This window comes from Roseomonas elaeocarpi (assembly GCF_042433915.1).
Classification (GTDB): Bacteria; Pseudomonadota; Alphaproteobacteria; order Acetobacterales; family Acetobacteraceae; genus Roseomonas; species Roseomonas elaeocarpi.
This window is the reverse complement of sequence record NZ_JBHLUN010000017.1, coordinates 25,028-46,789: the sequence shown is the minus strand read 5'-3', so window position 1 is coordinate 46,789 and position 21,762 is coordinate 25,028. Positions and strand designations below refer to the sequence as shown.

Here is a 21,762-nt window from a genome sequence, read left to right as displayed (position 1 = left end):
TCATTCGCAACAACGCGGCGCATCCCGCGCCGGGTCCCATTGAGGGCCCGGCCCGTTGTTGCATGCCCTTACGCCCGAGGTTTCGCCGCGTCGCGACGCGCGCCGTGGCGCACTCCTGGTGTTGCATGAGAGCGGCCGCGCATCGCGACGCGGCCTCGGCGGCCTAGAAGCGCGTCCGTGGCACAGATCTTCCCGCCCTATGCCAATACCCTGTCGCGGGCGGCGCTGGCAGCGACGGCGCTGCTGGTGCTGTCGCTGCTGGCGCTGGGTTTCTGGCTGCCCTTCACCTCGCACGTGACGCATCAGGACATCACCGTGGAACAGCCGGTGCAGTTCAGCCACGCGCACCATGCCGGCGAGCTCGGCATACAATGCGGCTACTGCCACACCTCGGTACAGAAATCGCGCTTCGCCGGCGTGCCGCCGACCGAGACCTGCATGACCTGCCATTCGCAGATCTGGACCAACGCCGCGATCCTGGCGCCGGTGCGCGAAAGCCTGGCGAAGGGGCAGCCGCTGCGGTGGGAGCGCGTGCACGTGCTGCCGGACTACGTCTTCTTTGACCACAGCGTGCACGTCAACAACGGCGTCGGCTGCTCGTCCTGTCACGGCGACGTCACGCGAATGCAGCAGATCCGTCAGGTCGCACCCCTCACCATGGAGTGGTGCCTCAGCTGCCACCGCGACCCGGCGCCGAACCTGCGGCCCCAGAGCGAGATCTTCAACATGGACTGGCAGCCCGCCGCCGATCAGCGCCAGCGCGGCGAGCAGCTGATCCAGCACTACATGATCCACACCGAAGGGCTGACGGAGTGTTCGCGTTGTCATCGCTAACACCCCCGCCCCGCCGCACCGAAATCCGCCACGCCGCCCCGGCGGCGCGTTCCGCCGATGAGGCGGGCACGGCGCCGCGCGTCGGCGAGATTTCCCGGGGCGAGCGTCATCCGCACGGACAGGCCGCGCACCATCCGCACGACCACGGCGCGGCCCGGCATGCACCCGCGCAGCACGGACAGGGCCCACAGGATCAGGGCTCTCACGATCAGCCCCCCCACGATCACGGCGGCCACGATCACCCCCATCCTCACGACCACGGCCACCCGCACGCCGCCGCCGCGCCGGGCGCCCCGGCCGGAACACCGGCCAACGCCGCCGAGGCCCCGGCGCTGAGCCGTCGCCAGGCCGGGCTGGCGCTGCTGGCCGCGGGCTTTGGTCTTTCCGCCTGCAAGCCCGCCGAGCAGATCGTGCCCTACGTGCAGCAGCCCGAAACCGTGCTGCCCGGCGTCCCGCAGCACTACGCCACGGCGCTGACGCTGGGGGGCTTCGCGCGCGGCGTGGTCGCCACCAGCTTCGAGGGGCGCCCGGTGAAGCTCGAAGGCAATGCCGCGCACCCGGCGAGCCTGGGCGCGACGGATGCCTTCAACGAGGCCGCGATCCTGTCGCTCTACGATCCCGACCGCTCGCGCGTGTTCCGCAAGAACAACCGCATCGGCGCGCGCGAGATCTTCGAGGCGGAGCTCACCCCGCGCAGCCGTGCCCTGGCGGAGCGCGGCGGCGAGGGCCTTCATATCCTTTCCGGCCACCTCACCTCACCCACCACGCTGCGCCTGCTGCGCGAAGTCCGGGCGCGCTTCCCGGCGATGCACTGGCACGCGCACGAGCCGGCGGGCGAAGACAACGCCCTGCGGGGCGCGCAGCTGACCTTCGGGCAACCCCTGCGCGCCGTGCCGCGGCTGGAACGCGCCGCGGTGATCCTGTGTCTCGACGCCGATCCGCTGGGCCCGGGGCCGGACCAGATCCGCCTCGGGCGCGGCTTCGCCGAAGGGCGGCGGGCGCGGCGCAGCGGCGGCCCCGCGGCCGGCGCGAACCCGGACGCAGCCTCCCCGCGCTTCAACCGCCTGTACGCGGCGGAAGCGGTGATGAGCGCCACCGGCGCCAAGGCCGACCACCGCCTCGCCCTGCCGCCCGCCGGGCTGCGGGACCTGCTCCTCGCGCTCGCCGCGCGCATCGGCACCGCGGCGCCGGCCTCCGCCCCCATCCCCGAACCCCCGGCCCTCGCGCCCGAGGCGCAGCGCTTCCTCGACGCGGTGTCCGCCGACCTCCTCGCTCATCGCGGCGAGGCGGTGGTGCTGGTGGGACCCTGGCAGCCGCCGGAGCTGCACGCGCTGGCGCACTGGATCAACCGCCAGCTCGACGCGCCGGTGGACTATCTCAGCCCACCCGAGCACGCCGCGGAAATCCCTGAGGATCTCCCCGCCCTGGCCGCGGCGCTGCGCGCCGGCACGGTGGACACGCTGCTGATCCTGGGCGCCAACCCCGCCTACGACGCCCCCGGCGCGCTGGGCTTCGCCGACCTGCTGACCGACCGGGTCTTCACGGTGCATCTCGGCACCACCAACGACGAAACGGCGCGGCGCTGCCGCTGGCACCTGCCGGAAACCCACCCGCTGGAAGACTGGGGCGACGCGCGCGCCACCGACGGCACGGTATCGATCATGCAGCCGCTGATCGAGCCGCTTTACCGCACCGTCGGCGCCGCCTGGCTGCTGGGCGCGCTGCAGGGCCGCTTCGATGGCAACGGCTACGCCGCGGTGCGCGCCACCTGGGCCGCCGCGCAGCCCGCCGATTTCGAGACCTGGTGGCGTCAGGCGCTGCACGATGGCGTGCTGCCCGGCACCGCCGCAACGCCCGTGGCATCCCCCGCCGCCACGCTGCCGGCGCTGCCGCCCGCCGAACCGCCCCCGCCGGGCCTGGTGCTGCTGCTGCGCCCCGACGCCTCGGCCTGGGACGGGCGCTTCAGCAACAATGCCTGGCTGCAGGAACTGCCGCGCCCGCTGACGCGCCACGTCTGGGGCAACGGCGTGGTCCTTTCACCCGCCGAGGCGGAGCGCCAGGGGTTGCGCGACGGCGACGTGGCGCGGCTGACGGTGGCGGGCCGCAGCATCGAGGCGGCGGCGATGGTGCTGCCCGGCCTCGCCCCAGGCGTGCTGCTGCTGCACCTGGGCTACGGCCGCACCGGTGCCGGCGCCATGGGGGACGGGCTGGGGGTCAGCGCCTACGCGCTGCGTCCCGCCGACGGCGCCTCCATCGTCCCCGGCCTCACCCTGGAAAAGACCGACCGGCAGGAGCCGGTGCTGCGCCCGCACGCCGCGCACCGGCTGGAGGGCGAGGACCGCACGCTGTTCCGCCGCTTCGACCTCGCCGCCCTGGCCGAGGCCGAAACACCCGAGGAGGAGCGCCCGCCCAGCCTGATGCCGCAAGGCGCCGACCGCCCGGGCGCCGAAACCCAGCGCCCTGAAACCCCCGCCTGGGCCATGGTGATCGACACCGCGCTGTGCATCGGCTGCAACGCCTGCGTCGTCGCCTGTCAGAGCGAGAACAACGTGCCCGTGGTGGGGCCGGAGGAAGTGGCGCGCAACCGTTCCATGGAATGGCTGCGCATCGACACCTACGACCTCGGCACCGAGGCGGCGCCGCAGCCCGGCTTCCAGCCCGTGCCCTGCATGCACTGCGAACAGGCGCCCTGCGAGCCGGTCTGCCCCGTCGCCGCCTCGGTACACGACTCCGAAGGCCTGAACGTGCAGGTCTACAACCGCTGCGTCGGCACCCGCTTCTGCCAGGCCAACTGCCCCTGGAAGGTCCGGCACTTCAACTTCTTCGGCTACAATGACGGGCAGGAATTCCGCAACCTCGGCGACCCGGTGGTGGCCGCGGCGCACAACCCCGAAGTCACGGTGCGCGCCCGCGGCGTGATGGAGAAGTGCACCTACTGCACCCAGCGCATCTCCTCGGCCCGCCGCACCGCCGAGCGCGAGCATCGCCCCGAGGCGGCCGACGAGGTGCGCACCGCCTGCCAGAGCGCCTGCCCCACCAGCGCGATCATCTTCGGCAACCTCAAGGCGGCGAACTCCCCCGTGGCACCGCTGCGCCAGGAGCCGCAGCACTACGCCCTGCTGGGCGAGCTCGGCACGCGGCCGCGCACCACCTATCTCGGCGCCGTGCGCAACGCGAACCCGGCGCTGGAAGGCCCTGCCCAGGAAGGCCCGGCATGAGTGCCGCCACCGACGGGCTGCTGCCCGAGGACGCCACCTACGGCACGCTGGTGGGCACGGTGGCCGACCCGCTGCTGCGCGAAAAGGCCGGCGGGCGCTACCGCATCGCCTTTCTCGCAGCACTCGCCGTCACGCTGATGATGCTGGGCGTGATCGGCTGGCTCTTCTTCGAGGGCATCGGCATCTTCGGCAACAACACCTCGGTGGTCTGGGGCTTCCCGATCGCCAACTACGTGTGGTGGATAGGCATCGGCAATGCGGGCACCTTCATCTCCGCGGCGCTGCTGCTGACGCGCCAGCCCTGGCGCGCCGCGATCAATCGCTTCGCCGAGGTGATGACGCTGTTCGCGGTCAGCATCGCGGGCCTCTTCCCGATCCTGCACCTCGGGCGCCCCTACCACGCGGGCTGGGTGTTCCCCTATCCGAACAGCATGGATCTTTGGCCGCAGTGGAGCAGCGCGCTGATCTGGGACGCGGCCTCGATCGTCACCTACCTCACCTTCTCGGCACTGTTCTGGTTCCTGGGCCTGATCCCGGACCTCGCGACCCTGCGCGACCGCGCGCGGACGCGGGGCTGGCAGCTGATCTACGGCGCGCTGGCGCTGGGCTGGCGCGGCTCGGCCCGGCACTGGCAGCTGCACGACGCGGTGTACCGCGCCATGGCGATGATGGCGCTGCCGCTGGTGATCTCGGTGCACAGCGTCGCCGCGCTGGACTTCGCCGCCAGCCTGATGCCCGGCTGGCAGGAAACCATCTTCCCGCCCTACTTCGTGGTGGGCGCGCTGTTCTCGGGCTTCGGCATCGTGATCGTGCTCGCCGCCACCATGCGCTGGAGCCTGCACCTGCAGGACGTCATCACCACGCGCCACTTCGAGGTGATGGCCAAGGTCGTGCTGGCGGGCTCGATCGCCATGGGCCTCAGCTACGCCACGGAATGGTTCAACGACTGGTACGCCGGCGACACCGCCGAGCGCGCCCACCTGCACTTCCTGTTCACCGGCACCTACGCGCCGCTCTACCTCGCGATGCTGTTCTGCAACATCGCGGCACCGCAGATCCTCTGGATCCCCGCGCTGCGCCGGCGGATCCTGTGCGTCGTGGCGGTGGCGGTCGTGCTCAACATCGGCATGTGGCTCGAACGCATCCTGATCATCTGGAACACCCTGTCGCACACCCACCTTCCCACCACCGAGAGCGTCTTCTACCCCACGGTCTTCGACTGGATGCTGCTGGCCGGCACGCTGGGCTTCTTCGCGCTGCTGCTGCTGTGCATCTCGCGCCTGATCCCGGTGGTGGCGATGCACGACGTGGGCAAGCTGCTGCATCAGCGGCGGAGCGGCGAATGAGCGCCGCCGCGCAGCCCGGCCCCGCCGTGAACCCCCGCGACCTGCAGGCGCAGCGGCACCGGGCGGAGGCGAGCCCCACCGAACGCCCGGACACCCACGGCGAAACGCGAGAGCGGGCCGAGGCGCACGACGCCGCACCGCCGCTGATCCTGGTGGAGTTCCGCGACCCGGATACGCTGTGCGCCGCCGCGCGCCGGGTGCGCGAAGCGGGCTTCACCGCCCTCGACGCCCACACGCCCTTCGCGGTGGAAGGCTTGGCCGAGGCGCTGGCCCTGCCGCAGCCGAAGCTGCGCCTCGTGATGCTGCTGGCCGGGCTCGGCGCCGCGGCGTTCGTGTACCTCCTGTGCTGGTACAGCGCGGTGTTCGATTACCCGCTGATCGTCGGCGGCCGCCCGCGCAACGCCTGGCAGAGCTTCGCGGTGCTGTGCTTCGAGGCCGGCATCCTGGCCGCCTGCGTGGCGGGCGTCGCGGGCTTCTTTTTCCAGGCCCGGCTGCCGCGCCTGCATCACCCGGTCTTCGACGGCCGCGACTTCCGCCTGGCCTCGCAGGACCGCTTCTTCCTGTCGGTGGCCGACCCCGCTGCCGAGCCGGAGCGCCTGGCCGCGCTGCTCGACGGTCTGGCGCCGCTCTCGATCCGGCGGGTGGAGCCGTGAGCATCGCCGCCTCCCCGGCCACCCGCCCGGCCGCCGTGGCGCGACGCGCCCGCCCCGTCGCGGCGCTGCTGCTGGCCATGCTGGCGCTCGCCGCCTGCAAGCAGGAGATGGTGCAACAGCGCCGCATGGACACCTACGAGGCCAACGGCGTCTGGCACGACGGCACCACCGCCCGTCCGATCCCCGCAGGCACCGTGTCGCGCACCGCGATCGCGCGCGAGGCTGCGGCCACCACGCCGCCGCCGGTCACGCCGGCGCTGCTGCAGCACGGCGCGCAGGTCTACGGCACCTTCTGCACGCCCTGCCACGGCTTGTCCGGCGACGGTGACGGCATGATCGTGCAGCGCGGCTTCCCGCGCCCGCCCTCCTACCACACGCAGCGGCTGCGGGCGGTGCCGGCGCAGTACCTCTACGACGTCATCACCGACGGCTACGGCGTGATGTATTCCTACGCCTCGCGCATCGAGCCCGCCGACCGCTGGGCGGTGGTGGCCTACCTGCGCGCCCTGCAGCTGTCGCGCCACGCCACCGTGGCGGAAGCGCCCGAGGCGCCGGCACGGATCGCGACGGAAGCGGCGGAGCACCGCCTGCCGCAGGACCCGCCGTCCCCGGACCGCGCCGCCGACGGCCAGGGCACCGCCAGCCGCTCCACCGGCGCCAGGCCGGCGGACCCACCGCCCACGGCCGACGGCGGCTCCGCGAGCCCGGCCGCGCCGGGCCAGGTGCCGGCAGAGCAGACCCCGGCGGGGCAGCGCGCATCGGACCAGCCTCAGCCCGACCGGATGCCATCCGGCGAGGCGCCGGCCGGACCGCCGCCGGCCCAGACACCGGCTCAGACGCCGGCTCAGACTCCGGGCGCCGCGCCATGAGGCCGCTGTTCCGCCCCCGCCTCACCCTGCCGGCCGGCCTCCTCGCCGCGGCGATCCTGCTGTGCTGGGCGGTGTTCCTGCCCGACGGCACCGCCGCCGCCGGCTGGCTGGTCGGGCTGGTCTTCACGCTCGGCATCGCGCTCGGCGCCCTGGTGCTCAGCGCCACCGCGGCGCTGACCGGCGGCCGCTGGGAGGCCGCGCTCTGGCCGGCCCTCGGCCCGGCAACGGCGGGGCTGGTGCTGTTCCTGCCACTCGCCGCCCCGCTGCTGTTCCTGGTGCCGGCGGGCCTGTATCCCTGGGCGGCGCGGCCGGAACTCGCGATGCATCCCGACGTGGCGGCCGGCTGGCTCAACGGCTTCGGCTTCGGTTTGCGGGGCTTCGTGGCGCTGGCGCTCTGGGCGGTGCTCGGGCCGCTGATCCTCCTGCTGCGCGGCGCCGCCCGGACGCTGGTGGCGGCGCTGGCCCTGCCGCTGCACTTCGTGGCGCTGACGGTGGTGGCGACGGACTGGGTGCTGTCGGCCGATCCGCGCTTCCATTCCACCGCCTTCCCGATGGAGGTGCTGGTGATGCAGATCCTGGCCGCCCTCAGCTGGGCCGCGGCGCTGCGGCCAACGCCGGCGGGCGAGGCGCCGGGACGCGCCGGGGACCTCGCGGGCCTCATGATCGCGGCGGCGCTGGGCGTGCTCTACCTGAGCTTCGAGCAGTACCTCACCGCCTGGTACGGCGACGTGCCCGACAAGGCGCGCTGGTTCCTCGCCCGCCAGGGCTGGGGATGGGGTGGCCTGCTGGGGCTGGCCACGCTCCTTGCCTCGGTCCTGCCCGTCGCGGCCGGCACGCTGCGCACCGTCCGCCGCTCGCCCCGGTGGCTGGCGCGGGTGGGCCTGGCGGCGCTCCTGGGGCTGCTGCTGCACTGGTGCTGGATCATCCTGCCGCCCTTCGGCGCCACCTCGATCCTCGCCGCCGCGCTGGGCACGGTGGCGGTGGGCGGGCTCTGGCTCGGACTGATGCAGGCGCTGATCGGCCGCCGCCTCGTGGGCGATCCGACGGAAGGGCTGCACCATGCCGTCTGAGATCCAGCTGAGCCAGCAGGCCGAGGCCGAGCTGGCGGAACGCCGCGAGGGCATCGACCTCAGCCCGAAGCCCATCCTCTGGGTGGGGCTGGGGACGCTGGTCTTCCTGCTCGTCTCGATGGCGGGGCTGCTGTTCTACTACCGCTGGGCCGCCACGCCGATCAACGACCCGCCGCCCCCCGCCCGCTTCCCGGCCCCGCGCCTGCAGAGCGACCCGGCCGGCGACCTCGTGATCTTCCGCCAGGAGCAGCAGCGCGGGCGCGAAGGCTATGCCTGGATCAACGGCGAGGGCGGCTTCCTGCGCATTCCCGTCGACCGCGCCATGGAGATCCTGGGCACGCGCGGCGCCCGCGGCTACGACCCGCTGGAAGCCCCCGACCCCGCCATCCCCCTTCCCGTCAGGCCGGAGGCCGCGCGGCCATGACCACACGGCGCCCCGCCCCCCGCGCGCCGCGGCTCCTGCCGTTCGCGCTCCTGCTGGCCGGCCTTCTCCTCGCCTCGCCCGCCGCCCGCGCCGCGCTGACGCAGGCGCAGCTCGATCAGGTCGAGCTCGCGCCGCCCCAGGGTGCCCAGCTGCCCACCGACCTCGCGCTGGTGGATGAGGCCGGCCGCCCCACCACCATCGCCGCGGCGCTGGACGGCCACCCGGCGTTGCTGGTGATGGCGGACTACACCTGCACGACGCTGTGCGGCACGGCGTTGGGCGTGGCGGCCGAGGCGCTGGCCCACACCGGCCTCACCCCGGGCGAGGGGTTCCGCTACCTCGCGATCGGCCTCGACCCGCGCGACGGCCCGGCCGACGCCGCCGCCATGAAGCACAACTTTCTCGGCGGCGACTCGCCCGCCCTGCTGGCCGCCACGCATTTCCTCGGCGGCCCGGCGGAAGCGCTGGGCGCGGTGGCGCGCGCGCTCCATTACCGCGCCGTGTTCGACCCGGATGACGACCGCTACGCCCATCCCACCGGCGCCATCGTGCTCACCGCCGACGGGCGCGTGTCGCGGGTGCTGGACAACTTCTCGCTCGACCCCGACACGCTGCGCCTGGCGCTGGTGGATGCCTCGCAAGGACAGCTCGGCACGCTGGGCGACCGCGTGCGGCTGCTCTGCTACGGCCTGGGCCCGGCGCACGGGCTTTACAACGGCACGGTGGCGCGGATGCTCTCGATCGGCAGCGGCGTGACCATCGCGGCGCTGGCGCTCTTCGTGCTGTGGCTGGTGCGCCAGAACCGCCGGCGGCGCGCGGCATGAGCGAGCTCCGCTTCTGGCCCGACCAGGCCTCCGACATCGCCGGGCGCACCGACTTCCTGGTGCTGATTCTCCTGGTGATCACCGGCGCCATCATGGCGCTGGTAGCCTTCCTGCTGCTAGGCTTCGCGATCCGCTACCGCCGCGGCTCCTCCGCCAAGCGGGGCGAGCTGCCGGAGCTGCTGAAAAAGGAAGTCGAGATCGGCTGGACCTTCGCCACGCTGCTGCTGGCGCTGTTCATCTTCGCCTGGGGCTCCTCCACGCAGCTCTCGGCCGACAAGCCCGAGCCCAACGCCATCGAGATCCACGTCGTCGCCAAGCAGTGGATGTGGAAGGTGCGCCACGCCAACGGCGCGGGCGAGATCGACGCGCTGCACGTGCCGCGCGGCGAGCAGGTGCGGCTGATCATGACCTCGCAGGACGTGATCCATTCCTTCTTCGTGCCGCAGTTCCGCGTGAAGCAGGACGTGCTGCCCGGACGGCTGACGGAGCTGCGCTTCACCCCCACCCGCGCCGGCACCTACAACCTGTTCTGCGCGGAATACTGCGGCACGCTGCATGCCAAGATGGGCGGCACCGTCACGGTGATGGAGCCCGACGACTATGCCCGCTGGCTGACCGCGCAGCCGCAGGGCGACGACATGGCGAAGGAGGGCGCGGCGCTGTTCACCTCGCTGGGCTGCGCCGGCTGCCACGTCGGCTCCTCCACCGTGCGCGCGCCGCGGCTCAACGGCATCTACGGCACGCAGGTGCAGCTCGCCGGCGGCCGCACCGTCACGGCCGACGAGGCCTACCTGCGCGATTCCATCCTGCAGCCCACGCGCGACGTGGTGGCGGGCTTCGGCCCGCAGATGCCCTCCTTCGCCGGCATCGTGGGCGAGGACGACCTCCAGCGCCTCGTGGCCTATATCCGCTCGCTCCATGAAGGGGACCAGCCGTGAGCGACATCACCGCCGACCGAGCGGGCGACCGGGCGGGCGACCAGGCCGGCACGCCCGCCGCCTTTTCCCCGCCCGCGCGCCCCGCCAGCTACCTCACGGCAGAACAGGGCATCGCCTCCTGGCTGCTGACCACCGACCACAAGCGCATCGCCCTGCTCTACGCCCTGGCGCTGACGGTCTTCTTTTTCATCGGCGGCGCCGGCGCGGTGGCGATCCGGCTGGAACTCTTCACCCCGGCGCAGGACCTGATGTCGGCGGACGCCTACAACCGCATGTTCACGCTGCACGGCGTGGTGATGGTGTGGTTCTTCCTGGTGCCCTCGATTCCCAACACGCTGGGCAACTTCCTCCTGCCGCTGATGATCGGCGCCAAGGACCTCGCCTTCCCGCGGCTGAACCTCCTTTCCTGGTACGTCTTCATCACCGCCGGCGCCTGCCTGGTTTACGCGCTGGTGGCTGGCGGCGTGGACACGGGCTGGACCTTCTACGCGCCCTATTCCACCACCTTCTCCAACTCCTACGTGGTGGCGGCCGTGCTGGCGGTGATCGCGGTGGGCTTTTCCTCGATCGCCACGGGGGTGAACTTCATCGCCACCGTGCACATGCTGCGCGCGCCGGGGCTGCACTGGTTCCGGCTGCCGCTGCTGGTCTGGGCGATCTACGGCACCTCGCTGGTGATCGTGCTGGCCACCCCGGTGCTGACTGCGGTGCTGCTGCTGATCTTTGCCGAGCGCGCTTTCGACCTGCCGGTCTTCGACGCGGCGCGCGGCGGCGACCCGCTGCTGTTCCAGCACCTGTTCTGGTTCTACTCGCACCCGGCCGTGTACATCATGATCCTGCCCTCCTTCGGCGTGATCAGCGAGCTCGTGACCTGCTTCGCCCGGCGGCAGGTCTTCGGCTACCGCTTCATGGTCTACGCCATCCTGTGGATCGCGGTGATCGGCTTCACGGTCTGGGGCCACCACATGTTCGTGTCGGGCCAGTCGCTCTACGCCTCGCTGGTCTTCTCGTTCCTGAGCTTCGTGATCGCGGTGCCGTCCGCCATCAAGGTCTTCAACTGGACCTTCACGCTGTACCGCGGCGACATCCGCTTCGACGCGCCGATGCTCTACGCCATCGGCTTCATCGGCCTGTTCACCATCGGCGGGCTGACGGGGCTGTTCCTGGCCTCCATCCCCATCGACGTGCACGTGAGCGACACCTACTACGTCGTGGCGCATTTCCACTTCATCATGGTGGGCGGCGCGGTGTCGGCCTTCTACGGCGGCCTGCATTTCTGGTGGCCCAAGCTCACCGGCCGCATGGCGCCCGACCGCTGGGCGCGCTTCGCCGCGATCCTGATGTTCTTCGGCTTCAGCTTCACCTTCTTTCCCATGTTCATCATGGGCTTCCTCGGCATGCCGCGCCGCTACGGCGCCTACCCGCCGGAGTTCCAGGTCTACCACGTGATGGCGAGCTGCGGCGCCGTGCTGCTGGCGGTCGCCTACCTGCTGCCGATGGGCTACCTCGCCTGGTCGCTGATCTGGGGCAAGCGCGCCGGCAACAACCCCTGGGACGCCACGGGGCTGGAATGGCAGACCACGTCGCCGCCGCCGCGCGAGAACTTCCACACGCCGCCGGTGGTGGAAACCGGCCCCTACTACTACCACCCGCACGGGCGCGGCCCCGGCCCGCGGACGGCGGAAACCGAGAACCCGCAGGGCCACGAGACGTGAGCGCCGCCGCCGCGCCCCAGCCCCAGACCCCGTCGCAGCACGCCGCCACGACGGAACCCTCGCCGCTGCTGGAGCCCTGGGGCAGCCTGCAGCGGCAGCGCCAGGGCGTGGCCTTCGGCACCTGGGTCTTCCTGGGCAGCGAGGCGCTGCTGTTCGGCGGGCTGATCATGACCGTGGCGGTGATGCGCGCCCTCAACCCCCAGGCCTTCGCGGTGGCGGGGCACGAGACCAACGTGGTGTTCGGCACCGTCAACACCGCGATCCTGCTGACCAGCAGCCTGTCCATGGCGATCGCGGCCGAGGCCTCGCGCGCGGAGCTGCGCACCGCCACGCTGCGCGGCCTCGCCGTCACCTGGCTGCTGGGGCTGAGCTTCCTCGTGGTGAAGGCCTTCGAGTACCGCGAGGACATCCACGAGCACCTCGTCCCCGGCCCCAACTTCCCGCTGGCCGAGCCCCAGGCGCAGATCTTCTTCGCGCTGTACTGGATCATGACCGCGCTGCACGCCGTCCACATGACGGTGGGCCTCGGGGTGGTGGGCTGGCTCACCTGGCAGGGCTGGACGCACCGGCGCCCGCTGCGCTCCCCGGCCTTTGAGGCGGCGGCGCTGTACTGGCACCTCGTGGATATCGTCTGGGTGTTCCTGTACCCGCTCTTCTACCTGGGTGGCCGGACGTGAGCGCCGCCGCCGGACAGGCCCGCCCCGCGGAACAGGACCCGTCCCACGAGGCCCCTCACAAGGGCCTCCACAGGGGCCCCCATAAAGGACTGGGCGAGGACGTCCCGCAGACCACGCGCGCCATCCTGCGGCGCGCCGTGCCGCTCTGGGCGGCGCTGATGGTGCTGCTGGCGCTGACCCTGGTGCTGGCCTACGTGCCGATGGGCCACTGGACCACCGTGGCGGCCTTCGCGATCGGCGCGGCCAAGGCCATCCTGATCGGGCTGTTCTTCATGAACCTGCGCCGGCCGGACCCGCTGCTGCGCGTGGCCGGCGGCGCCTCGGTGCTCTGGATCGCGCTCATGTTCGCGCTGACCTTCGCCGACGTGCTGACCCGCCCGTCGCTGACCCAGCCCGGCACCGTCACGCCCGCCACGATGCAGACCGACCACGAAGCCGGGACGCGGCTGTTCTAGGGCGGCTTCCATCCGCCTCGGCGCACGGAAACCGCTCCGCACCGTTGTCTTCCCCGAGCGTCTTCACCCGATCGGAATCTGCTCCAGGGCCTCGCACGACCGCGCGGCCGTTCTCGCTGCTGCTGCCCCGGCCGGCGTCACTCCGGCTGGCGTCACTCCGGCCGGCGCTGCCCCGTTTGGCATCGCTCTGGCCGGCGCCACACGAGGCCGCGGCTACGGCTTCGGGCGCGCGCCGCCGAAGCCCAGCGCCCGCAGGACGGCGTCGATCCTGACGGGCTTCTCGCAACGCCCGACGGCCGCGTAGCGCTGCGGGATCACCCCGCTGTCGTAGCCGGTGACGAACACGAACGGCACGCCGCGCGCCAGCAGCGCGTCGGCCACGCCGTAGGACATCTCGCCGCGCAGGTTGACGTCCAGCACGGCGCCGTCGATCGCCCCCGCGCCGGCGAGCAGCTCCATGGCGTCGCGGACCGTCGGTGCTGGGCCGACCACCTCGGCACCGCTCTCCTCGAGCAGCTCGCGCATCTCGTCCGCGATCAGGTAGTCGTCCTCGGCCACGAGCAAGCGCCGGCCCGTCAGCGCGGGTTTGAGCATCGCCCAGCACTCCTCACACGGCCCCGCTCACCACCGGGGCGGTGATGGTGCAGGTCACGCCGTCGGTCCCCAGCTCGTAGGTCGTCTTCGCCCCGAGCTGGTAGGGAAGCGCCCGCTCGATCAACTCACGTCCGTAGCCGCCTCCCGGCGGCGGCGCACTAACCTCGGGCATCTTCACCCCGCTCTCCCGCCACTCGACCTGCAGCCAGGGCTCGCCGTCCTCGGTCGCGGGAACCAGGCGCCAGGACACGCGCAGCCGCCCCGCGGGCTGTCCCAGGGCGCCGTACTTCACGGCGTTGGTGGCCAGCTCGTGCAGGGCGAGCGCGAAGGTCTGCACCACGCCGGAGCGCAGGCGAACGCCGGGGGGCCCTTCCAGCACTACCTTGCCCGGCTCCTCCAGCGCGCCGTGCACGGCCAGCTCCGCCCGGATCACCTCGCCGAACTCGACCCGCTCGCTCCCGGCCAGGCGCGACAGCAGGCCCTGCACCCGCGACAGCGCTTCGAGCCGGTCGTTGAAGCGCGTCCGGAGGTCCTGCAGCGAGGTGCTGCCCCGCAGCGTCTTGTTGAAGGTGGACCACACCACGCCGATCAGGTTGCGGGTCCGGTGCTGGAGCTCCGCGATCATCACCTCCTGCTGCTCCTGCAGCCGGCGCAGGTCGTCCACGTCGGTCGAGGTGCCGAGCCATTCCACGACCTGCCCGCCCTCGCCCCGCACCGGCGTGGCGCGGGTCCGGAACCAGCGGTAGCGCGCTTCCCCCCGGTGAAAGAGCCGCCCTTCCATCTCGAGCGGCACACCGGCCAGGGTTTCGGCCCCCGCCCGCGCCTGGGCATGAGCCTGGGCCCAGGCCAACAGGGCGCCCTCCCGGTCGTCGGGATGCACGGCCCGGAGCCAGCCGGAACCCCGGCTCTCCTCAACCGAAAGGCCGGTATAGGCGGCCCATTGCGGGCTCGACCAGGTCCAGGCGCCGTCGGTCCTGGCGCGCCAGACCAGCTGCGGCACGCCCTCCACCAGCGCCCGCAGCAGCCCCTCGCTCTCGGCCAGCGCGTCCTCGGCGGCGCGGCGCTCCGTCACGTCCTGGCCGATCTTGATGAAGCCGGTAAGGCGGCCCTCGGCATCCTTCAGCGCGCGCACGGAGCCTTCGATGAACACGCGCGCGCCATCCTTGCGAAGGTGCCAGCGCACGTTCGGCGCCACCCCCGTGGTCCGCGCCGTCTCGACCTCCTTTTCGGGCTCGCCGGCCTCCCGGTCCTCCGGCGTGAACAGGATGGCGCCGGGCCTGCCCTGCACCTCCGCCGCCGACCAGCCGAACACCGCCGCGGCCCCGGGCAGCCAGTCCACGATCCGGTCTTCCCGGTCCGTGATGAGGATGGCGTAGTCCTGCGCCTCCTCCATCATGAGGCGGAAGCGTTCCTCGCTGCTGCGCAGCCGCCCCACCGTGAGCAGCCGGTCGAGCACCGGCCCGAGGATGATGGTGTAGGTGCGCAGGAACTCCGTGTCCTCCTCGCCGAACTCGCGGGGCGCGGTGTCGTCCACCTGGAGCAGTCCGTAGGCCCTGCCGCCGGGCAGCAGGATCGGGGCGTTCACCAGCGCCACCACCCCGGCCTCCTTCATGAAGTCGGGAACCTGGAACCGGTCCTCCTTGCCGATGTCCCGGGTGACCACGGGCGCGCGCTTCCCGATGGAATAGGTTTCGGAGGAGTGCTCCTCCATGGGCAGGCGAAGCTGGCCGACGACGCCCTCGGCCCAGCCCACGCCGGCCCTCACGAAGAGCTCCCGCCCGCCCTCCTGGATCTCTAGGACCTTGGCCCGGCCGGTCCCGAGCGTCGCGGCGACGAGGCGGCAGGCCTCGTGCAGGATCTGGTCCAGGTCGTCGCAGCCCAAAGCGAACTCGCCGAAATCGGCCAGCACCTTCTGCCGCCGGATCATCTGCTCCACGTCAGGCATCGGGGGACGTCTCCGCCAGGGTTGCCGGGCTCGCCGCCGTTTGAACGCCCCGGCCATGCTCCGGCTGCCTCCAACGTGTCGGGCAAGACACCGGAGGAGCACCGGACAGGCGCCAAAGGGGACACCGGACGGGACACCGGACGGGGCGCCAAAGGGGGCACCGGTAGGGGGCACCGGAGTTGACGCGGCATTCCCACGGTTCCACTTGCAGGCTCCGCAACATCGGACACCACCATGGACCGTCGTGCCCTCCTGCTGACGCCTGCCCTGCTCGGCCTCGCTTCCACCGGCGCAGGCGCCGCCGACGCGCCGCCTCCGAACGGGCAGGCCGCGGCACCGGGCAAGGCGGACGGCACGGGCTGGCGCCGCTTCGAGGTGACGACCCGCGTCACCCTCACGGACCCCGAGGGCACCCACACCGGGGGCACCAACACCGGGGGCACCCACACCGGGGGCGCGGCGCAGCTCTGGCTGCCGCTGGTGCAGACCGCCGGCGGCTACCAGCTGCGGCAGGCGCTGCGCTGCGAGGCCGGCGGCCAGGCGGCGGTGGTGCGCGACGCCCAGTACGGCGCCGAGGTCCTGCGGGTGGAGTGGGCGGCGGACTCCCCCGCCCCCCGCACCGCCGAGGTGGTGCAGACCGTGGCCACCCGCGACCGCACCGGCGGCGAGGCGGCGCTTCCCCTCACCGCGGCGGAGCGCCGCTTCTGGCTGCAGCCCACGGAAAGCGTGCCCGTGGACGGCATCGTGCGCGACACGGCCGAGCGCATCGTGGCCGGCCGCACCGCGCCGCGCGACCGGCTGCGCGCCATCTACGACTGGGTGGTGGACAACACCTCGCGCAATCCCGACACGCCCGGCTGCGGGTTGGGCGACGTGCGCGCCATGCTCGAGAGCGGCAACCTCAGCGGCAAGTGCGCCGACATCAACGGGCTGATGACGGGGCTGGCGCGCGCGGCCGGCCTGCCCGCGCGCGACGTGTACGGCATCCGCGTCGCGGCCTCGCGGCAATTCCGGACGCTGGGTGCCAGCGGCGACGTGTCCAAGGCGCAGCACTGCCGCTCGGAAGTCTTCCTGGAAGACACCGGCTGGTTCCCGATCGACCCGGCCGACGTGCGCAAGGTCGTGCTGGAACACAAGCTGGCGCTGGACAGCGAGCCGGTCTCGGCCCTGCGCGAGCAGCTGTTCGGCAACTGGGAGATGAACTGGGTCGGCTACAACAGCGCCACCGACATCGAGCTGCCGGGATCGCTGGCGGGGCAGCGGCCGAACTTCGCCTTCCTGATGTATCCTTGCGCCTTTACCGCGGCGGGGCAGCCCGACTGCCTGGACCCGGCGCATTTCCAGTACGCCATCACGGCGCGCGAAATCGCGGCCTGACACCGGCGGGCAGCGCTTCCGCCTGAGATCGAGATCCGCCCGGTTTTCGAGGCGGCCGACTTCGGCGGGGGTCCTCTCTCCACGGACCGCCGAAGGGGAAAGCAGCACCCGCGAGGGGCTGGCCGGCCGCTGAGGCGCCCGCCTGGGATGTGACCCGGACACGCGGGTGGAGGCCCGGCTTCACCCGCCTCGCGCCCCGGGGCGCAAGCACGGCCCTGCGGGCCGCACGGAACAGGCCGCCCGCCGCGTGGGCACGGCAGTCGGTCCGCTCCGTGACACACCCCATTCCGGGCCACGAAAATCCGCGCCGCTGCCATCGCCACCACGGCGCGCCGGGCGCAGCATGGGCTTTCCACCCCGGCCCGCCTCCTGTTCATGGCCGGACGCTCGCGAGGCTCCTGCATGACCGAACTCCTCGGCACCATCGACCGGCTGCTGTCCGCCCCGGCCGCCACCGCGCCCTCCTTCGCCGCCGATGGCCGCCTGTACTTCCTCAACGATGCGGGCGGCTCCGCCCAGGTCTGGGAGATCCCCGCCAACGGCGCCCCCGCCCGCGCCCGCAGCGACCATGCCGACCCGGTCGCCTTCGTGGCCGGCAGCCCCGTCGACGGTTCCGCCGTGTTCGGCCGCGACCAGGCGGGCGACGAGCGCGTGCAGCTCTACCGCCTGCCGGCCGAGGGCAGCGCCACCGCGCTCACCGCCGACCCGAAGACGATCCACGGCTGGGGCGCCTTCTCGCCCGACGGGACGCAGGTCGCGGTCACCGCCAACAGCCGCCACCCCGCCCATACCGACCCGGTGGTGATCACGCTCTCGACGGGTGAGGCCCGCCGCCTGCGCGAGGTCGAGGGCCCGCACGAGCTGATGGGCTGGCACCCCGACGGCCGCTCCGTGGTGCTGGCCACCGCGCCGCGCACCTTCGAGGGCGACCTGATGCTGGTATCCGCCAACGGCCACCCCTCGCCCCTGACGCCGCACGAAGGCGACTGGCGCCACATGAACCCGCGCTGGCGGCGCGACGGGACCGGCTACTGGCTGCTGACCGACCGCGACCGCGACTTCCTGGGCGTCAGCTTCGCCACGCCAGCCGGCACGCTGCGCCCGCTCTTCACGCCCGAGCACGACGTGGAGAAGCTGGAAGTCTCGCCCGACGGCCGCACCCTGGCGGTGGTCGTCAACGAGCGGAGCTATTCCCGCCTGCAGCTGCTGGATGCCGAGACCGGCGCGGCGCTCGACACCCCGGCCCACCCGCCCGGCGTGATCACCAAGCTTTCCTGGCGCCCCGACGGCGCGGCGGTGGCGCTCGACCTCGCCCAGCCCACCCGCCCCTCGACGCTCTGGCTGGCCGAGCGTGGCGCGGCCGAGGCCCGGCTGCTCTTCGCCGCCAGCGAGGCGCCGGAGAACACCCGCGACTGGACGCTCACGGAGTTCCCCTCCACCGACGGGCGCACCCTCCCTGCCTTCCTGGCCCTGCCGGCCGGCGAGGCGCCGGAAGCCGGCTGGCCCGTGCTGGTCTGGGTCCATGGCGGTCCCGCGATGCAGGCGCTGCCGAACTGGCGGCCGGACCTGCAGACCATCCTGACCCGCGGCATCGCCGTGCTGATCCCCAACGTCCGCGGCTCCACCGGCTACGGCCGTGACTACGCCGGGCTGGACGACCGGGAACTCCGCCTCGACAGCGTGCGCGACCTGGCCGACGCGCATCGCTGGATCGGCACGCAGCCTGGCCTCGACGGCGCGCGCATCGCGGTGATGGGGCAGAGCTACGGCGGCTGGATGACGCTGGCCGCGGTGACGGAATACCCCGAGCTCTGGACCTGCGGCATCGATTACTACGGCATCGCCCGCTGGAAGACCTTCTTCGAGCGCACCGGCCCCTGGCGCGTCGAACACCGCGCGGCGGAATACGGCGACCCGGTCCATGACACCGAGCTGCTGGAACGCCTCTCGCCCCTCAACCGCGTCGAGCGCATCCGCTGCCCGATGCTGGTGGCGCAGGGCCTGACCGACCCGCGCGTGCCGCCGCATGAGAGCCAGCAGATCGCCGAGGCCCTCGGGGCGCGCGGCATCCCGGTGGAGTACCTGACCTTCCCCGACGAGGGCCACGGCTTCTTCAAGCGCCGCAACAAGCGCCGCATCTACGCCGCGGTGGCGAAGTTCCTCGAGCGGCATCTCTGACGCCGCGCGCCGGCCGGACCGTGGAGGGGCGACCATCCACGGCGAGCCGCAGGCGCCCGGCCCGCGCTTGGATCGCGTTGCGGAGCTGACTGGCGGCTTTGCCCGTGAACAGGGGCAAGGCCGATCCGGATGGTTTGCGGACATGGTCCGGGCCGATCACCAGCGACGGTCTGGCGCCCTCGGCGGCCGCTCCCAGATCAAGAGCAGTTTCTCGCAAGCAGGCCTCTGAGCGCTGAGCAGGAAGGGCGTGTCCGCGACCGGAACGTCGATGCGATCACGGACGCGCCGCACGAAGCCGGCATCGCTCGCGCGCAGCCACCGGGCCAGTCAGTCCTTGTCGGTTCCACGGGACCCGACCGAGGGAAGGCCCTCCGCTTCCGGCGGCGAGCTAGCGTGACAGCTTCACGACGTCGATGAAGGCACGCAGGGCTGCCGGCATGTGTGGCCGCCTGGGATAATAAAGGTGAAAGCCGGAAAAGGGCCTGCACCACTCATCCAGGACCCGCACCAGTTCACCACGCGCCAGGTGCTCCTCGACGAAGCTGTCGGGCAGGAACGCGAGGCCGAGGCCGCGCAAAGCTGCGTCGAGAAGCAGGTCCGTATCGTTCACGGTCAGGGCGTTCTCGACGTCGACATCGATCGCACCGTCGGGCCCATCGAAGCGCCAGCGGTACATGACGCCGGTGTCCTGCCAGCAGTAAGTCAGGCAGACATGATCCTGGAGACCGCCAGGAACCGTCGGCGGAGGACGAACCGCGAAGTATCGGGGTGACCCGACCACGGCCATGCGGAGATCCGGGGTCAGTCTGACGGCGGTCATGTCCTGATGCACGAGGGCGCCCGAGCGGATGCCCGCGTCGAAGCCGCTGGCGATGACGTCGGTCATGCTGTCGTCGACAACGAGATCAAGCCGAACGCCGGGATAGGCGGCGCGGAATTCCACCAACCTCGGCATCACCACCAAGTGCGCCGCGATCCGTGGCGCGTTCAGGCGCACGGTGCCGCTGGGTTGCGCCTGGAACGCGCCGACGTCGCGGACGGCGCCATCCAGCTCGGCGAGGGCAGGACGGAGCCGGTCGAACAGCGCCTGACCGGCCTCGGTCGGCGCGACGCTGCGCGTGGTCCGGTTCAGGAGCCGCGCGCCCAACCGCCGCTCAAGCGATCCGATGCTGTGGCTGAGTGCGGAAGGGGACATGGCCAGCCGCTGCGCGGCGCGCCGGAAGCTCCGCTCCTCGGCCACAACCATGAAGCCCATCAGCTCGGCGAACTCTGCCCCGCGCATATTGATGCACCCCGTGCAACAGCCCATGCGGATTGTAGCGGATTATCGCCGGCAATCGACGGTGCGACATCGGCCGCAACGCAGCGATGGCTCTTCCATCGCGCAACGGAACGAGGCGACCCAATGGCGGAGATGATGCGGCGGTGGGAGATGGATGCGATCGGTCGGGAGCGGCTCGCGTTGCGGGAGCGCCCGATACCCTCGCCGGGTCCGCACGAGGTGTTGGTCAAGGTGGCCGCAGTCGCCCTGAACCACCGTGACAAGATGGTCGCCGAAACCGGGAGAGGCCTGCCGATCGCCTTTCCCTTCACGCCCGGATCCGACCTCGCTGGTGCGGTGGTCGCGCTCGGTGAGCGGGCGACCCGCTTCGCTGTCGGCGACCGCGTCATCTCGACCTTCACGCCGGACTGGGTCGACGGCCTGCGTCCCGGGAATGCCCGCACGCCCGCTTACCGGACGCTGGGAGGATACTACCCCGGTGTCCTGGCCGAGTACGTCGCCCTGTCCGAAGACTGGTTCGTCCGGGCGCCACTCACCTTGTCGGACGCGGAGGCGAGCACCCTGCCTTGCGCGGGGCTGACGGCCTGGTTCGCCCTCGTGGAGCGGGCGGGCATACGGGCCGGACAAACCGTGCTGATCCCGAGCACGGGAGGGGTCGCGCTGTTCGGCCTGCTGATCGCCAGGGCGCATGGCGCCGAGGTCATCGTGTCCGGCGATCCGGGCAACCGTCACCGCGCCCTGGCCCTGGGTGCCGACCACTATGTCGATCGTCATCGCGAGGACTGGCTGGATGCCATCTACGCGGTGACGGGCGACCGCGGTGTCGACCATGTGCTGGACGTGATCGGAGGGTCACACTTAGGCAAATCGGTGCAGCTGGCTGCCGTCGGTGGCCACATCTGCCAGATCGGCGCCCTGGAAGGCTTCGACGTTTCCGCGCCGGCCATGCCGCTGATGATGAAGGATGTCACCATTCATGGCATCGGCACCGGCAGTCATCAGGGCCTCGAGAACCTTGTGCGTGCCGTCGACCGGACGGGCCTGAAGCCTGTCATCGACAGGCGTTACCCGCTGGCCAGCCTACTCTGCGCCTTCGAGCATCTTGACCGCGGTCCCTTCGGCAAGGTCGTCATTGAAATGGCGTGATGCGGGGGTGGCGGGGAGCGGTGCCGGGCGACGGAACCACCGCCCGGGCGGAGGCTGCGCCCGCATTCCGGATGCCTCGCCCGGAAGCGGACGCGGGCAGCGATCGGCCAAGTCCTGTTGTTCGGATCGCCAGCAGGGGCGCCCGCCATGGGCCGGAAGCCGACGATCGGGCCGAACCGCTTCCTCCCCCTGCCCGCCGGCAAGCTCCGCAACACCG

General features: G+C 72.1%; 18 protein-coding genes. 15 read left to right on the top strand and 3 right to left on the bottom strand.

Annotation, left to right across the window (positions count from 1 at the left end):
* The first annotated feature begins 177 nt into the window (after window positions 1-177).
* Genes ACFFGY_RS20750 through ACFFGY_RS20695 form a run of 12 tightly spaced genes read left to right on the top strand, consistent with a single transcriptional unit; the run spans window position 178 to window position 13,023 of the window.
* A complete protein-coding gene (locus ACFFGY_RS20750; RefSeq protein WP_377046443.1) occupies window positions 178-834 on the top strand; it encodes a cytochrome c3 family protein in 657 nt (218 codons plus the stop codon).
* Complete coding sequence (locus ACFFGY_RS20745) at window positions 822-4,052, top strand: 4Fe-4S dicluster domain-containing protein (RefSeq protein ID WP_377046442.1); 3,231 nt, start codon at window positions 822-824, stop codon at window positions 4,050-4,052. The genes ACFFGY_RS20750 and ACFFGY_RS20745 overlap by 13 nt, the downstream gene beginning before the upstream one ends.
* Window positions 4,049-5,398: an NrfD/PsrC family molybdoenzyme membrane anchor subunit gene (gene nrfD, locus ACFFGY_RS20740; protein ID WP_377046441.1), complete on the top strand. Its 1,350-nt coding sequence runs from the start codon at window positions 4,049-4,051 to the stop codon at window positions 5,396-5,398. The genes ACFFGY_RS20745 and nrfD overlap by 4 nt, the downstream gene beginning before the upstream one ends.
* Window positions 5,395-6,051 (top strand): DUF3341 domain-containing protein, encoded by a 657-nt coding sequence (locus ACFFGY_RS20735; protein WP_377046440.1) that lies wholly within the window; start codon window positions 5,395-5,397, stop codon window positions 6,049-6,051. The genes nrfD and ACFFGY_RS20735 overlap by 4 nt, the downstream gene beginning before the upstream one ends.
* Window positions 6,048-6,920, top strand: a complete 873-nt coding sequence (locus tag ACFFGY_RS20730; RefSeq protein WP_377046439.1) for a c-type cytochrome — start codon at window positions 6,048-6,050, stop codon at window positions 6,918-6,920. Before ACFFGY_RS20735 ends, ACFFGY_RS20730 begins: the two co-directional genes overlap by 4 nt.
* Window positions 6,917-7,990, top strand: coding sequence for a hypothetical protein (locus tag ACFFGY_RS20725; protein ID WP_377046438.1), 1,074 nt, complete (start codon window positions 6,917-6,919; stop codon window positions 7,988-7,990). Before ACFFGY_RS20730 ends, ACFFGY_RS20725 begins: the two co-directional genes overlap by 4 nt.
* The gene (locus tag ACFFGY_RS20720) at window positions 7,980-8,414 is read left to right on the top strand and encodes a hypothetical protein (RefSeq protein ID WP_377046437.1); all 435 of its coding nucleotides are present in this window, start codon (window positions 7,980-7,982) and stop codon (window positions 8,412-8,414) included. Before ACFFGY_RS20725 ends, ACFFGY_RS20720 begins: the two co-directional genes overlap by 11 nt.
* Entirely contained in the window at window positions 8,411-9,238 is an 828-nt protein-coding gene (locus ACFFGY_RS20715) for an SCO family protein (protein WP_377046436.1), read from the top strand. Before ACFFGY_RS20720 ends, ACFFGY_RS20715 begins: the two co-directional genes overlap by 4 nt.
* The gene (gene coxB, locus ACFFGY_RS20710) at window positions 9,235-10,176 is read left to right on the top strand and encodes a cytochrome c oxidase subunit II (RefSeq protein WP_377046435.1); all 942 of its coding nucleotides are present in this window, start codon (window positions 9,235-9,237) and stop codon (window positions 10,174-10,176) included. Before ACFFGY_RS20715 ends, coxB begins: the two co-directional genes overlap by 4 nt.
* Complete coding sequence (locus ACFFGY_RS20705; RefSeq protein WP_377046434.1) at window positions 10,173-11,891, top strand: cytochrome c oxidase subunit I; 1,719 nt, start codon at window positions 10,173-10,175, stop codon at window positions 11,889-11,891. Before coxB ends, ACFFGY_RS20705 begins: the two co-directional genes overlap by 4 nt.
* Window positions 11,888-12,568 carry a cytochrome c oxidase subunit 3 gene (locus ACFFGY_RS20700; RefSeq protein WP_377046433.1) on the top strand — a complete coding sequence of 227 codons (681 nt, stop codon included), beginning with the start codon at window positions 11,888-11,890 and terminating at the stop codon, window positions 12,566-12,568. Before ACFFGY_RS20705 ends, ACFFGY_RS20700 begins: the two co-directional genes overlap by 4 nt.
* Window positions 12,565-13,023: a cytochrome C oxidase subunit IV family protein gene (locus tag ACFFGY_RS20695; RefSeq protein WP_377046432.1), complete on the top strand. Its 459-nt coding sequence runs from the start codon at window positions 12,565-12,567 to the stop codon at window positions 13,021-13,023. Before ACFFGY_RS20700 ends, ACFFGY_RS20695 begins: the two co-directional genes overlap by 4 nt.
* A gap of 213 nt (window positions 13,024-13,236) precedes the next feature.
* Here the strand turns inward: ACFFGY_RS20695 and ACFFGY_RS20690 are convergent, their stop codons facing one another.
* A complete protein-coding gene (locus ACFFGY_RS20690) occupies window positions 13,237-13,617 on the bottom strand; it encodes a response regulator (protein WP_377046431.1) in 381 nt (126 codons plus the stop codon).
* Window positions 13,618-13,630: 13 nt separating this feature from the next.
* Window positions 13,631-15,562: a PAS domain S-box protein gene (locus tag ACFFGY_RS20685; protein ID WP_377046430.1), complete on the bottom strand. Its 1,932-nt coding sequence runs from the start codon at window positions 15,560-15,562 to the stop codon at window positions 13,631-13,633.
* 234 nt (window positions 15,563-15,796) lie between these two features.
* On the opposite strand from ACFFGY_RS20685, the gene ACFFGY_RS20680 reads away from it, so the two are divergent.
* Window positions 15,797-16,939 carry a transglutaminase-like domain-containing protein gene (locus ACFFGY_RS20680; protein ID WP_377046429.1) on the top strand — a complete coding sequence of 381 codons (1,143 nt, stop codon included), beginning with the start codon at window positions 15,797-15,799 and terminating at the stop codon, window positions 16,937-16,939.
* Between the two features lie 402 nt (window positions 16,940-17,341).
* A complete protein-coding gene (locus ACFFGY_RS20675) occupies window positions 17,342-19,117 on the top strand; it encodes a S9 family peptidase (protein ID WP_377046428.1) in 1,776 nt (591 codons plus the stop codon).
* A 388-nt stretch (window positions 19,118-19,505) separates the two neighbouring features.
* Here ACFFGY_RS20675 and ACFFGY_RS20670 read toward each other — a convergent pair whose 3' ends face one another.
* Entirely contained in the window at window positions 19,506-20,399 is an 894-nt protein-coding gene (locus ACFFGY_RS20670) for a LysR family transcriptional regulator (protein ID WP_377046427.1), read from the bottom strand.
* Window positions 20,400-20,522: 123 nt separating this feature from the next.
* Between ACFFGY_RS20670 and ACFFGY_RS20665 the strand changes: the two genes are divergently transcribed.
* Complete coding sequence (locus tag ACFFGY_RS20665; RefSeq protein WP_377046426.1) at window positions 20,523-21,545, top strand: zinc-dependent alcohol dehydrogenase family protein; 1,023 nt, start codon at window positions 20,523-20,525, stop codon at window positions 21,543-21,545.
* The last annotated feature ends 217 nt before the right edge of the window (window positions 21,546-21,762 follow it).